The 12,951-nt window shown below is 71.6% G+C and carries 14 protein-coding genes; 6 read left to right on the forward strand and 8 right to left on the reverse strand.

Annotated elements, in window-relative coordinates; genetic code table 11:
- Window positions 1-27: 27 nt before the first annotated feature.
- Window positions 28-1,338: an FAD-binding oxidoreductase gene (locus FH610_RS25425; protein ID WP_205826047.1), complete on the reverse strand. Its 1,311-nt coding sequence runs from the start codon at window positions 1,336-1,338 to the stop codon at window positions 28-30.
- Between the two features lie 20 nt (window positions 1,339-1,358).
- A complete protein-coding gene (locus tag FH610_RS25430; protein ID WP_205826048.1) occupies window positions 1,359-1,835 on the reverse strand; it encodes a nuclear transport factor 2 family protein in 477 nt (158 codons plus the stop codon).
- Window positions 1,836-2,001: 166 nt separating this feature from the next.
- On the opposite strand from FH610_RS25430, the gene FH610_RS25435 reads away from it, so the two are divergent.
- The gene (locus FH610_RS25435) at window positions 2,002-2,898 is read left to right on the forward strand and encodes a LysR family transcriptional regulator (protein ID WP_139577334.1); all 897 of its coding nucleotides are present in this window, start codon (window positions 2,002-2,004) and stop codon (window positions 2,896-2,898) included.
- 35 nt (window positions 2,899-2,933) lie between these two features.
- On the opposite strand, the gene FH610_RS25440 is transcribed toward FH610_RS25435, so the two are convergent.
- Both FH610_RS25440 and FH610_RS25445 read right to left on the reverse strand, forming a co-directional pair.
- Window positions 2,934-4,961 (reverse strand): thioredoxin domain-containing protein, encoded by a 2,028-nt coding sequence (locus FH610_RS25440; protein ID WP_139577335.1) that lies wholly within the window; start codon window positions 4,959-4,961, stop codon window positions 2,934-2,936.
- A gap of 64 nt (window positions 4,962-5,025) precedes the next feature.
- Window positions 5,026-6,054 carry a saccharopine dehydrogenase family protein gene (locus FH610_RS25445; RefSeq protein WP_139577336.1) on the reverse strand — a complete coding sequence of 343 codons (1,029 nt, stop codon included), beginning with the start codon at window positions 6,052-6,054 and terminating at the stop codon, window positions 5,026-5,028.
- Window positions 6,055-6,163: 109 nt separating this feature from the next.
- On the opposite strand from FH610_RS25445, the gene FH610_RS25450 reads away from it, so the two are divergent.
- Both FH610_RS25450 and FH610_RS25455 read left to right on the forward strand, forming a co-directional pair.
- A complete protein-coding gene (locus tag FH610_RS25450; RefSeq protein ID WP_139577337.1) occupies window positions 6,164-7,183 on the forward strand; it encodes a helix-turn-helix domain-containing protein in 1,020 nt (339 codons plus the stop codon).
- Between the two features lie 11 nt (window positions 7,184-7,194).
- On the forward strand, window positions 7,195-8,358 hold the full coding sequence (locus FH610_RS25455; RefSeq protein ID WP_139577338.1) for a hypothetical protein: 1,164 nt from the start codon (window positions 7,195-7,197) through the stop codon (window positions 8,356-8,358).
- Window positions 8,359-8,395: 37 nt separating this feature from the next.
- Here the strand turns inward: FH610_RS25455 and FH610_RS25460 are convergent, their stop codons facing one another.
- From FH610_RS25460 to mca, 3 genes are read right to left on the reverse strand one after another with little or no spacing between them, the layout of a single operon-like run.
- Complete coding sequence (locus FH610_RS25460) at window positions 8,396-8,713, reverse strand: GNAT family N-acetyltransferase (RefSeq protein ID WP_139577339.1); 318 nt, start codon at window positions 8,711-8,713, stop codon at window positions 8,396-8,398.
- Window positions 8,710-8,877, reverse strand: coding sequence for a hypothetical protein (locus FH610_RS43315; RefSeq protein WP_167538770.1), 168 nt, complete (start codon window positions 8,875-8,877; stop codon window positions 8,710-8,712). The genes FH610_RS25460 and FH610_RS43315 overlap by 4 nt, the downstream gene beginning before the upstream one ends.
- Before the next feature lie 9 nt (window positions 8,878-8,886).
- The gene (gene mca / locus FH610_RS25465) at window positions 8,887-9,768 is read right to left on the reverse strand and encodes a mycothiol conjugate amidase Mca (protein ID WP_139577340.1); all 882 of its coding nucleotides are present in this window, start codon (window positions 9,766-9,768) and stop codon (window positions 8,887-8,889) included.
- Window positions 9,769-9,919: 151 nt separating this feature from the next.
- On the opposite strand from mca, the gene FH610_RS25470 reads away from it, so the two are divergent.
- The 3 genes from FH610_RS25470 to FH610_RS25480 all read left to right on the forward strand — a co-directional run bounded on the left by FH610_RS25470 (window position 9,920) and on the right by FH610_RS25480 (window position 12,344).
- Window positions 9,920-10,345 (forward strand): DUF4307 domain-containing protein, encoded by a 426-nt coding sequence (locus FH610_RS25470; RefSeq protein WP_139577341.1) that lies wholly within the window; start codon window positions 9,920-9,922, stop codon window positions 10,343-10,345.
- Between the two features lie 75 nt (window positions 10,346-10,420).
- Window positions 10,421-10,921: a transcription elongation factor GreA gene (gene greA / locus FH610_RS25475; protein WP_139577342.1), complete on the forward strand. Its 501-nt coding sequence runs from the start codon at window positions 10,421-10,423 to the stop codon at window positions 10,919-10,921.
- Window positions 10,922-11,087: 166 nt separating this feature from the next.
- Window positions 11,088-12,344, forward strand: coding sequence for a C40 family peptidase (locus tag FH610_RS25480; RefSeq protein WP_240809185.1), 1,257 nt, complete (start codon window positions 11,088-11,090; stop codon window positions 12,342-12,344).
- Here the strand turns inward: FH610_RS25480 and FH610_RS25485 are convergent.
- On the reverse strand, window positions 12,313-12,909 hold the full coding sequence (locus tag FH610_RS25485; protein ID WP_139577343.1) for a TetR/AcrR family transcriptional regulator: 597 nt from the start codon (window positions 12,907-12,909) through the stop codon (window positions 12,313-12,315). The two genes, FH610_RS25480 and FH610_RS25485, sit on opposite strands and share 32 nt — an antisense overlap.
- Between the last annotated feature and the right edge of the window lie 42 nt (window positions 12,910-12,951).

Here is a 12,951-nt window from a genome sequence, read left to right on the forward strand (position 1 = left end):
CATTCCAGTGGCGGGCGACTGTGACATTCAGGCGAGGACGGGGAAGTTGCCGCGGAAGACGTCATGGGGGTCGTGGCGGCGCTTGACGTCACGGAGCCGGTCAAGCACGGCGGGGGTGAAGGCGTCGGCCACGCTCTCCTGCGGGTTGAGGAAGGTGAAGGGCTTGCGCCCGCTGACGGGGAGGGCTTCGACGAGCGCGCGCTGCTTGGCCGTGATCGCCTCGGCCGTCGCCGGGTCGGCCGGGACCCCGAACAGGTAGAGCGCGTACGGCTCGGCCAGCGGTCCGTGCGGGCTGTCGGACGGGCGGGCGAAGGCGCCGCCCAGATGACGGATCTGCACGCTCAGCAGCGGGGCGACGGGGTCGGCGAGCAGCGTCTTGGCCGTCGTGTCGTCCAGCCGGGTCAGCAGTTCTCCGCGAGAGGAGCCGGCGCCGGGGTCGGTGGGTTCGGCGGTGATGGAACCGAGTTCGGAGACCGGCATGGTCCGCCGGCTGTCCGACAGCGGCCGGGGAAGGCGGTCCAGGGGCGCCAGCAGGTCGCGAGCCTCGGACGCCTCACCGAGGTATGCGGCGTCCACGGCCACCATGGGCGCGGAGCCGGGGAAATGCAGCAGGTCCAGCCAGACGGTCAGCTCGTCCGGCGCGGCGGCGGTGATCCGCCGGTAGGCGTCCATCACGTCCGGCCCGTGCTCGGCCGGCCACAGCACCCGCCCTCCATACAGTCGTGGCGCGGGGTGGAGGGACAGCTCCAGGGCGGTGACGATCGCGAAGTCACCACCCCCGCCGCGCAGGGCCCAGAACAGGTCGGGGTCGGCGTCGGCCGTGACGCGCCGCTGTCGTCCCTCGGAGTCGACGATGTCGAAGGCCGTGACGCTGTCGGCGACCCAGCCGTACGTGCGGCCGAACCAGCTGAGCCCGCCGCCGAGGGCGACCCCGGTGACGCTGACGACCGGAGAGCTGCCCGGCAGGCCGGTCAGTCCGTACGGCGCGGCGGCTGCCTGCAGCCGGCCCGAGGACACGCCGGCCCCGACGCGGGCCCGCCGGGCGGCCGCATCGATCTCCACGGCGTCCAGTGGCCGGGTGCGCAGCAGGACGGCGCCGTCGGTGCGACCGGTGGCGCCGTGCCCGTTCGGCTGGACGGCGACGGTCAACCCGGCGGCGCGTGCGTGCCGGACCAGCGCGGCGGCGTCGTCGGCGTCGGCGGCCTCGACCACGGCCGCCACCGGTTGTTCGACGGCCAGGTTCCACGGACGGCGGGAGGCGTCGAAGCCGGGGTCGCCGGTCGACCAGACCCGGCCGCGGACGGCGGCGCGCAGGGTGCGCAGAGCGTTCACGATCATTCTCTTTCCGTGATGGCAGGTCAGACGGCTTCCGCGCGACCGAAGAAGGCCGTGGGGTCGCCGGTGTACCAGGCGTTGTGGATGCGGATGCGGCGGATGACCCAGCGCTCGCCGTCGCGGACCAGCTCCACGTCGTACGGATTCTTGAGCAGGGCGAAGGTGGCGTGGTCGGCGGTGAGCAGGTGCTGGGCCTCCACCAGGGCGGTCAGGCGCGCGGTGTCGCCGTCGACCGAGATCCGGGGATTGGTGATCTGGTGGGTGGTGTCCACCCGGCCGGTGAACATGGCCAGGATCGTGCTGACGATCACCTCCCGCCCGGACATCAGGGGTGGCCGGCCGCCCCATCTGGCGGCCGCGGGGCGGAAGTCCAGCTCCGCCTCGGCGGCGAAGGCCGAGGCGAACAGTTCCTCGTCCTTCAGGTCCTGGCCCAGGCCGAACCGGTACAAGGCGTCCAGGATCTCGGCGTGGTCCCGCAGTTCCCGGACGACCGCGGTCATGTGGGCAGACTGAGTGGACAGCGCGGATTCACGGGTGACGAACATCGGCTACTCCCGCCGCAGGTCAGAGGGGTTTCTGAACGGATCCACTCTCGACCGGCGCAGGAAGCCGATCAACGCGGTCCTGTGCAATGATCGTGTAGTCTGAGTTAACGATGGGGGGATCATGCTGGAGCGGCACGAGCTGGAGGCGTTCCTCACCCTCGCCGAGGAGTTGCACTTCGGCCGCACCGCCGAACGCCTGCGCGTGTCCACCTCCAGGATCAGCCAGACGATCGCCAAGCTCGAACGCCGTGTCGGCGTCCCGCTGTTCGACCGCACCAGCCGCCGCGTGGAGCTGACCCCGCTGGGACGCAGGCTGCACGAGGAGGTGCGGCCCGCCTGGCAGCAGATCACCTCCGCGTTCGAGCAGGCCGTCGCCGCAGCCCGTGGCCTCACCGGCACGCTGCGGGTCGCCTTCGTCGGCGCCGCGGGCGGGCAACTGCTCGTCGGGGCGGCCGAACTCCTGCGGCGGCGCGAGCCCGGTTGCGACGTTCAGCTCCGGGAAGCGCAGATGGTCGATCTCATGCCCTGGCTGCGCGACGGCGAGGTCGACGTCGCGTTGGGCACCTTCCCCGTCGAGGAGCCCGGCATCGCCACCGGGCCGGTCCTGGTGTCAGAGGCGCGCATGCTCGCGGTGCCGTCCGGGCACCCGTTCGCCCGCCGGGAGTCGGTCTCCCTGGAGGACCTGGCCAGGGTTCCCCTGCTCCAGCTCCCCGGCACGCTTCCCGACTCCCTGCGCGAAGACCGCACCCCGCGCACCACGCCCTCCGGACGGATGATCGAACCGGGCCCCTCGGCCGCCACGTTCAACGAGATGCTCACCCTCATCGGCGCCGGCCACGGTGTCCTTCCGGTCGGCGCGCAGGCCAGGCGCTACTACGTCCGGCCCGACGTCGCCTACATCCCGTTCAGCGACGCCCCACCGCTGCGATGGGGTCTGCTGTGGAGAACCGACAACTCCACGGCACGCGTCCGCGCCTTCGTCCAGGCGGCCGGCGATCTGGTCGGCGGCCACGCCTGAGGACCTGCCGCCCTGCCGCTTCCGCGGTGTCGCCTCTATTGGGCCAGCTCGGCGCGCAGCTCGGCGGGCGTGGTGACCGGCGCCCGGCAGGTGAACCGCCGGCACACGTAGGCCGCGGGAGAGCCGTCGACCATGCCTCGCCCCTCGAGCAGCGGCACGTCCACAGGCACGCCGCCGGCGTGTCCGGTGCCGGCTTCTCCTGCGCTGACTTGTCCCGTGCCCAGCGCGACGACCAGCCCCGGCGTGCCGGACATGAGGGCCGCCCTGTGCAGCGCGCGGGTGCGGGCGTCGTCGGCCGGGCCGACGATCGCCACCTCGGCGGGGCCGCGCAGCGCCGCCTCCGCCACCGCGAGACCCCACCCGGCGAACCGGGCGTACCGCTCCGCCAGGGCGGAGACCGTGCCCAGCGCCGCCTCGGCCGCCTCCCGGTGCCGGGCCGAACCGGTGAGCGCGGCGTACGACAGCAGCGCCCCCGCCGCCGCGAACTGGCCCGAGGGCGTCGCGTTGTCGGTGGGGTCCTGGGGCCGCTGGAACAGCCGCTCGCCGTCGTCGGGGGCGTCGTAGAACCCCCCCGACTCGTCGGGGAACCGCGTCAGCACGGTCTCCAGCAGGTCTCCGGCGCGGTGGAACCACCGGCTCTCGCCGGTGACGCCATAGAGGGCGAGGAAGCCCTCGGCCGTGTTGGCGTAGTCCTCCAGCATGCCGGCGTTGGCCCCCGCCCGGCCGTCGCGGGAGGTCCGCAGCAGCCGGGCCGGGCCGCGGCTCACCGTGTGCAGGTCGTCGAGCAGCACGGCCGCCTCGCGTGCGGCCTGGAGCAGGTCCGGCCGGTCGAAGAGCGCGCCCGCCTCGGCCAGGGCGGCGATCGCGAGCCCGTTCCAGGAGGCCACGACCTTGTCGTCCCGGCCGGGCCGTGGCCGCTGATCCCGCACGGCGCGCAGGGCCGTACGGACCCGGTCGAACCGGGCCGGGTCGTCGGGGTCGGCGAGGAGCTGGAGCACCGACGTGCCGTGCTCGAACGTGCCGGTCACCTCGAACACCGATGCGGCCCAGGCGGCATCGTCCTCCCCGAGGACCTCACGGAGCTGATCGGGGGTCCAGACGTAGAAGACCCCCTCGCCGTGGGCGCCGTCCGGTCCCTCGCTGTCGGCGTCGAGGGCCGAGGCGAACGCGCCCTCGGGCGTGCGCATCTCCCGCAGCAGCCATTCGGCGGTCTCCAGGACCACCCGCTTGGCCAGGACCGAACCGGTCGCGCGCCACCAGTGGGCGTAGACCCGCAGCAGCAGGGTGTTGTCGTAGAGCATCTTCTCGAAGTGCGGCACCACCCAGCCGACGTCGACCGAGTAGCGGGCGAAGCCCCCGCCGAGCTGGTCGTACATGCCGCCCCTGGCCATCGCCTCCATGGTCGTCTCCGCCATGGCCGCGGCCTCCCGGGTGCCGTGCCGCAGCAGGAACTCCAGGACCATGGACGGCGGGAACTTGGGCGCCCCGCCGAATCCGCCCCGCCGCTCGTCGAAGCTCTCCGCGAGGTTCCGTACGGCGAGGTCGAGGGTCTCGGCGGTGGGCAGCGGGCCCGAGGGCGCCCCGGTGCGTTCGGCGAGCGCCTCCACCACCTTCTCTCCCTGGGCCAGGACGCCCTCCCGGTCCTGCCCCCACGCCTGTGAGACGGCGTGCAGCAGCCGCTGGAAGTGCGGCCGGGGGAAGTAGGTGCCGGCGTAGAACGGGTGCCCGTCGGGGGTGGCGAAGACCGTCATCGGCCAGCCGCCCTGCCCGGTCATCGCCTGAACCGCGCCCATGTAGACGGCGTCCACGTCGGGCCGCTCCTCGCGGTCCACCTTGACGTTGACGAACAACTCGTTCATCAGCCGCGCGGTGGCCTCGTCCTCGAACGATTCGTGCGCCATCACGTGGCACCAGTGGCACGCCGAATAGCCCACGCTGATCAGCAGGGGGACGTCGCGGCCGCGCGCCTCCGCGAACGCCTCCTCGCCCCAGGGGAACCAGTCCACCGGGTTGTCCGCGTGTTGCAGGAGGTAGGGAGAGGTCTCGCCACCCAGCCGGTTCATAGGGTCAGCCTCTCACACCGTCGGAAAAGGACGATCGAGTGAGGACGACGTGGCGGTCCACCCGCTACGGACGCAGTTCCAGGGAGACGTACGGGGACAGCGCGCGGAGGAAGTCGAGGGCGTCGAAGATCTCGCCGGCGGAGGCGACCCCGACGGTCCTGGTCCGTCCGGTGAGTACGCGGTCGACCGCTTCCACCGCGAGCGGCGCGGTGACGGCGTAGATGTCCCGGCCTCTCGCCACGGCGCGCCGTTCGCTGCCGCCGGAGCGCACGACGACGTCGACGAGGAAGGTCTGGGCGGACCGCCCACGCTCGTCGACCGGGGCCGGCGCCGGCGTGTCCGGGTCCGACAGGTCCCTGGCGGCCTCGACCGTCATGTAGGTGCGCACATCGGGGATGGGCAGGTGGCTGGGAATGGTGACGACGTCGGCCATCGTGAACTCCCCGATGACGGCCCGAGGCCCCATCGGGTCGGGGAAGGGCCACTCCAGGGTCGGCGCCTTGTCGTCGCGATACTCCAGCCGGCCGTTCGCGTAACGGACGCGCCGGCCGCCCCGCCGCTGCCCGGAGACCACGCCCGCGGCACGTGTCCCGGCGGTCGGGTGCCAGCTGCTCAGCCCGTACGCGACGTGCGCCTCGTCGGCCGCCGTCCAGTCGCCCATCGCGGCGGTGGCCAGCAGGTCGCCGAAACCGCCGTAGAAGGCCATAGCGGGGACGATCACGGCTCCCGCGGCGCGGGCGCGGTCCGCGAAGTTCGCGAACGTGTCGACGTTGGCCTCGATCTCCGCCGCCACATCCACGTAAGGGATCCCGGCGCGCAGTGCCGCCTCGATCACGGGAGCGGCCGTCGCGGCGAAGGGCCCGGCACAGTTGATCACGGCCGCCGCACCCGCCAGTGCGCGGTCGAGCGAGGCCGGGTCGTCGACCGACGCCGTGCGGGCCTCCAGCCCGGACTCGGACGCCAGCAACTTCAGCTTGCCGGCGTCGCGCCCGGACAGAACCGGAACGAACCCGCGATCCCGCAGCTGTGCCACCACAAAGCGCCCGGTGTGCCCGTACGCGCCGAACACCGCCACCGTGAGACCCGATCCCATCGGTTCTCCTCCTTTTCAACCGATTCGCTGCGATCTGTCGTGGACATCCTGACGAGGACGGGCGTCTTCCACGAGTGTCCGGAACGCCATTACCCATACAATTCCGGACATGAGCACTGTCGCGCTGGCCGTCACCGACGGGATGCTGCATTTCGAGCTGTCGTTGGCGTACGAGGTCTTCGGGACCGACCTGACCCACGTTGCCGATCCCTGGTACAGCCTCGTCGTCTGCGGGCCGGGCGCCGTGCGGGCCGGCCGGTTCCGGCTGGAGCCCGACCACGGTCTCGACCGGCTCCGGCACGCCGACACCGTGATCGTCCCGGGTTGGGCCGACGTCGACGTCGACCCGCCCGCCGACCTGGTCGACGCGGTGCGCGCGGCCCACGAGGCGGGCGCACGGGTGGCCTCCCTCTGCACGGGCGCTTTCGTGCTGGCCGCCGCCGGCCTGCTGGACGGGAAGCGCGCGACCACGCACTGGGCGCACACCCAGGACATGGCCGCCCGCTACCCCCAGGTGCACGTGGACCCGGACGTCCTGTACGTGGACAACGGCAGCGTGCTCACCTCCGCCGGCAAGGCCGCGGCCATGGACCTGTGCCTGCACCTCGTCCGCCTCGACCACGGCTCCTCGGTCGCCAACACGGTGGCCCGCCGCCTGGTCGTGCCGCCGCACCGGGACGGCGGCCAGGCCCAGTTCGTCACCACCCCGGTGCCCGCGCCCGACAACCATCCGCTCGCCGAGCTGTTCCCCTGGGTGATCGAACGGCTGGACCGTCCACTGACCGTGGAGGACCTGGCCCGACAGGCGCGGATGAGCTCGCGCAATCTGAGCCGCCACTTCAGGTCGGTCACCGGCACCACCCCGCTGCAATGGCTGCTGACTCAGCGGATCCGCCACGCCCAGGAGTTGCTGGAGACCACCGACGACGGCATCGACGCCATCGCGGAGGCCACCGGCATGGGCACCGCCACGACACTGCGCCGGCACTTCAACCGCACGGTCGGCGTGTCTCCGGACACCTACCGCCGCACCTTTCGCTCGCGGACGCGCCCCGGCCCGGGCGAGCCGCCACGTCCGGGGGAACTCGTGGGGGACCGCGGGGATGTGTTCCGGCCCGTCCCGGCGTAGGCTCACAGGACGTGGGCTTGGATCTGGACTTCGCTATCAGGCACTCGGGACGTCCCGCGGCCGCCATGACGCGGCGCGACGTCGCGCGGGTGCTGCTGGCCGTGCCGTCCGGACAGGCCCTGGTCGCCCTTCCCGACCTGCGGCGGCAGTTGCTCGCGGCGGGCAACCCGCTGTCGCCCGGGTTCTGGGAGTCGGCCAAAGCCGTGCTGATGAGCATCGAGTCCGGCGTGGCGACGGTCGGCGACGTGCAGCGCTGGCTGGAGTCCAGCGGGACCGAGCCGATCATGCTCACCCGCAGCTACTTCCTGTGGCCCGAGGAGAGCGAGCGCGGCCCGGTGGCCACCGAGATGTACGAGCGGCTGGTCGAGTTCCTGGAGGAGCGGCTGGCGGCCGGGGAGATCGACGCGGACGCGCTGGCCGCGGGGGATCCCGGCGCCCGGCACGCCTACGAGGAGCTCCAGGAGCGCTGGCTCGGCACCCCGCTGCCGGACGGCCGGGTGCCCAACGTCGTGGTCAACGACGAGCAGGACCAGGAGCTGTACGCCGCCTGGGACGAGGAGGAGGCGTTCGCGCTGAGCGAGCTGCGGCGGGTGCTCGACGACCTTCCGGAGCCGCCCTTTCCGGCGGACGATCTCCGCTCGGCCGCGCGGCGGCTGCGCGTGACGTTGACCCGGCCCGGCTATCCGGGCAACGTGCTGCGCGCCTGCGCCGGTTTGGAGGACGGCGAGCTGCCCGAACGGGATGAGGACCTGTGGCTCACCGTCGCCGCCGGGATCGCCGCGCCGATCTCCGACCTTCCGGACGAGGAGGACGCCGCCCGGTTCTTCGACATGGAGGGCGAGCTCAGCCACGAAGACTCGATACTGGCCTCGTTGTGCGCCATCCACCACGCCGACTGGCTCGCGTCGGTGATCACCCTGGTCCGGTACGGCCCGGGGGTGCTCGCCTCGCCCGAGCGGATCGCCCGGTTCATCGCCGACTCCGAGGACGTCGACATGGACCCCGACGAGCCGGAGGACCTGGAGGCGACAGAGATGCTGTTCACGGCGGTGACACCGCTGTGGGCGCACCTCGGCATCGTGGACCGGGCCGAGGTGCTGACCCCGCTGGGCTGGTGGGGCCTGCCCAAGGCGCTGGAGCGCGCCTGGTCCTCGGGCCCCGCGCTGCCCGACTGAGCTCCGGGCTGAAAGGCCACACCGCCCGGCTGAGGGATCAGCCGGGCGTGTCGACCAGGTCCCGGTAGTCGTCGTCCACCAGATCGCGGTATTCGGGATGCCGCTGGATGTAGTAGGCCACGAACGAGCACAACGGCACGACCCGCAGGCCGGCCGCCCGCGCTCCGTCGAGGGCCCCGCCCACCAGCCTGCCGCCCAGCCCGCGGCCCTCGAACTCGTCGCGCACCTCGGTGTGCGGGAGGACCATCGAGCCGTCCCGCAACCGGTACTGCGCGAACCCGGCGACCACGCCGTCGACGACGATCTCGTAACGCGACGCGGCGGGGTTGTCGACGACCCGGGCGCCCGCGCTCACGCCTCGGGCCCGTTCCCGCGCCGTTCGTCCTCGTGGTGGTCGTGCGGCACCTGGATCTTCCTCATCTGCTTGTTCATGTTCTTCAACAGGAAGAACAGGGCCAGACCGATCGCGGCGACGACGATGAAGCCCAGGAGACCCGGCCCGTAGCTGGTTGCGTCCACGCCTTCAGCTTACGAGCAGGCAGGGGTGACCTCGGCGGCGATCCCCGCGAACAGGTCGTCCTCCGGCAACGTGGTGTCCACGAGCGACCGCGCGAGGTGGTAGTCCTCGGTCGGCCAGATCTCCTCCTGCAGCTCACGCGGGCAGACGAACCAGAACCCGTCCGGGTCCACCTGCGTGGCGTGCGCGAGCAGGGCGAGATCGCGGATCTCGAAGTACTCCCCGCACGGGACCTTCGTGGTGACCTCCCACTTCTGCGGCCGGTCCTCCCACCGCGCGATCCAGTCGGCGTACGGCGAGCCCATGCCGCGCTCGGTCATGACGTTGTGCAGCGCCTCGAACCGCTCCCGGGTGAAGCCCATGTGGTAGTAGAGCTTCAGCGGCTGCCACGGCTCACCCGTGCCGGGGTAGCGGTCGGGGTCGCCGGCCGCCTCGAACGCCTCCACCGACACCCGGTTGGTCATGATGTGGTCCGGGTGCGGGTAGCCGCCGTTGTCGTCGTACGTGAGGATCACGTGCGGCCGGAACTCCCGGACGGCGGCCACGAGCGGCGCCGACGCCACCTCGAGCGGCTGCAGCGCGAAGCACCCCTCGGGCAGCGGCTCGTTCTCGTCCTCGGGCAGCCCGGAGTCGACGAAGCCGAGGAAACGCTGCTGGACGCCGAGGATCTCGCGCGCCTTCTCCATCTCCTGGCGGCGCACCTCGCCCATGTTCTCCAGAATGTCCGGCCGGTCCATCTTCGGGTTGAGGATCGAGCCGCGTTCACCACCCGTACATGTGACGACGAGCACCTCCGCGCCCTCCGCGACGTAGCGGGCCATCGTGGCGGCGCCCTTGCTCGACTCGTCGTCTGGGTGCGCGTGCACGGCCATCAGCCTCAACGGTGCACTCACGTCTCTCCTCAGGTGTTCTATGGCTACGAAAAGAGGTTAGCTTCTAAGGGACCGTGCGTTCCGGACCCGGTATGGCCCGCGTCGCCGACACGGTCGACTTGTGCGGACGATCGTCTCGCACAACACCGACAATCCTCAGGGAGATTCCGCGATGCCCACCGATGAGGCCGGCGGCCGGGGGACACGCCCGGTGCTCGGCACGCCGGACGACTTCGCGCCCCGCCCGGCGCGGCCCGCCAGGCTGGTGCCGTACATCGTGATCGCGCTGATCGTGGCGGTGATGGCGGGCGGCTGGGGCTATGTCATGCTCCGCGCGAACGGGAACCCCTCGGTGAGCGCCGACGTGATCACCTTCGACGCGAGCGCGGCGGACTCCGCCGTCATCACCTTCACCGTGCACAAGCCCGCCGACCGGGCGGCGATGTGCCGGATCCAGGCACTCGACACCCAGCACCTGGAGGTCGGCAGCCGTGAGGTCGACATTCCCGAGGGCCGGTCGGACCTCGAGTTCACCGAACGGTTGAGGACGAGTTCCCAGGCCACAGCGGTACATGTCGACTACTGCGATCTCGTATAGTGGAATCTTTGGGGAAGCGTTCGAAGGCGTTAACTTGACAGCCTTTCGAGTCACTTACGGAAACAAGGAGAGCCCGTGGCCGTCTCCCAGAACGACAACGTCACCTGGCTGACGCAAGAGGCGTACGACCGCCTCAAGGAGGAGTACGAGTACCTTTCGGGCCCGGGTCGCACGGACATCGCCAAGAAGATCGAAGCCGCCCGGGAAGAGGGTGACCTCAGGGAGAACGGTGGCTACCACGCCGCCAAGGACGAGCAGGGCAAGATGGAGGCCCGCATCTTCCACCTCCGGCAGATCCTGGACAGCGCCAGGGTCGGTGAGGCTCCCCGCGCCGAGGGCATCGTGGGTCCCGGCATGACCGTGACGGTCCGCTTCGACGGCGACGACGAGGAGGTCACCTTCCTGCTGGCCTCCCGCGAGGAGAGCGGCGCGCCCATCGACGTCTACTCGCCGAACTCCCCCCTCGGGTCCGCGATCAACGGCAAGAAGATCGGGGAAAAGGCGACGTACACGCTGCCCAACGGCAGGCAGAACACCGTCGAGATCCTCGAGGCCGTTCCGTACATCGGCAACTAGGCTCCACCCTTTTCGCCCCGGCCGGGAATTCCGGAATGGTTTGCGGTATTCCCGGCCGTGCGGCAGTCTCGTCGTGGACCGGACCATTCGCCGCGGGAGGGGTGAGAGCGTGCTCGACCGCCGAGCGCGTCCGTCCGCCCGTTTAGGCAGGAAGTTCGCGAGAGCCGTGTCCGAGGCTCGTCAGGATCTGGCCTATCGCCCTCGCCTGCCCCGCCCCGGGCGCCTGCGCAAGACGGTTCCCCTCATCGCCGTGGCGCTCGTCACCGTGCTGACGGTCGACGTGCTCGTGCTCGGCGAGCTCGGGTCGGAATCCACGAACTCGGGCGTGGTCACGGCCCTGTCCGAGCGGCGCACGGGCCACGGCTACGTGGCGGCGGCCCGGCAGGCCCGCGACGTGTCGGCTCTGCCCCCGGAACGCCAGGCCCCGGCCGCCCAGACGGTGACGCAGCAGCCGGTGGCTCCGCTGGAGCGGCTGATCCGCCCGCACCTGTTCGTGGTGGCCAACCGGCCCCTTCCCCCCGAGGTGGTGGAGAAGGTGCGCAAGGCGAAGGGCGTGACGGCCGCCGAGGTGACCGGCGCGGCCGACGTGGCCGTGGACGGCAAGCGGGTGCCGACGATGGGCGTCGACCCGTCCACCTTCCGGTCGTACACGCCGAAGGTGACGGCCTCCTCCGACGAGCTGTGGCGCAACATCGCCGCCGGCGACATGGCGGTCTCCTTCGAACTCGGCAACGACGGCGGCGTGCAGCTGGGCTCGCAGGTCCACAGCGGCGCCAGGCGCCTGCGCATCGGCGCGTACGCCACGGTGGGCATGGGTTCGATCGCGGCGATCGTCTCGAAGGGGACGGCGGCGGCGCTCGGCATCCCGGACGGCAACGCCCTGGTCGTGAGCGCGCCGAAGGTCGACTCCCGCAAGCTCCGCCTCAGGCTGCTGAAGATCCTGCCCAAGGGCAGTCAGGTCGCCACGATCAACCCGGTGGTGGTGACGCCCAAGGGACGCACGGTATGGCCGCAGACCGCGTTCATGTCCGCGGAGCAGCTCAAGGTCGCGCTCACGGCGGCCGTCGGCAAGCTCGGCCGGCCGTACGTGTGGGGCGCCGAGGGGCCCGACAGCTTCGACTGCTCCGGGCTCGTGCAGTGGGCGTATGCGCAGGCGGGCGTGCGCATGCCGCGGGTGACGTACCAGCAGTGGGTCACCGGCCCGCAGGTGCCGCTGTCGCAGGCGCAGCCGGGCGACCTGCTGTTCTGGCGCAACGATCCGACCAACCCCGGCTACATCTCGCACGTCGCCATCTACTGGGGCAACGGGAAGATGCTGCACGCCCCGCACACGGGTGACGTCGTGAAGATCGCGAACGTCTACACCAAGAACCTCGCCGGGGTCGTCCGGGTCAGTCCGCAGATCTCCGCGCGCGTCCGCTGACCGCGCCGGCGGCCAGTCCGTCCAGCACGAGCGAGAACAGGTGCTCGCTGCGCTCGGCGACGACCGGGCCCTGCTCGGCGATCCAGCCGACGGCGCTGACGAGCGCGAACACGTCCATCCCGTCGACGTCGGGCCGGATGCGGCCGTCGTCCTGGGCCCGTTCGACCAGGCGTCCCGCGGCCTCCCGCATCGCGGAGCACGACGCGTGGAGGGGAGAGCCCTCGTCGCTGATCGTCGTCATCATCGAGGCGGTCAGGCCGCGGTAGGTGCTCGCGCCGCCGAGGAACTCCCGCAGCCACTGCCGCAGCGCCTCGTGGGAGTCGCCCGCGCCCTCCAGTTCCCCGGCGCGGGCCGCCAGCCGGTCGAACCGCTGCCGGAGCAACGCCTCCAGCAGCGCCTCTCTGGTGGGGAAGTGCCGGTAGAGCGTGCCCATGCCCACCTCGGCGCGGCGCGCGATGTCGCGCAGGGACGCCTGTGTCCCCTGCTCCTCCACCACGGTTCTGGCGACCTCCAGGATGCGCTCGTAGTTGCGCTGCGCGTCCGCGCGCTGCTGCCGGCCTGTCATGCGTCGATCCTCGCACCTCGTCATCCGAAGCATTGACATCCG

Origin of the sequence: Microbispora catharanthi, assembly GCF_006334915.2 — a bacterium.
Classification (GTDB): domain Bacteria; phylum Actinomycetota; class Actinomycetes; order Streptosporangiales; family Streptosporangiaceae; genus Microbispora; species Microbispora catharanthi.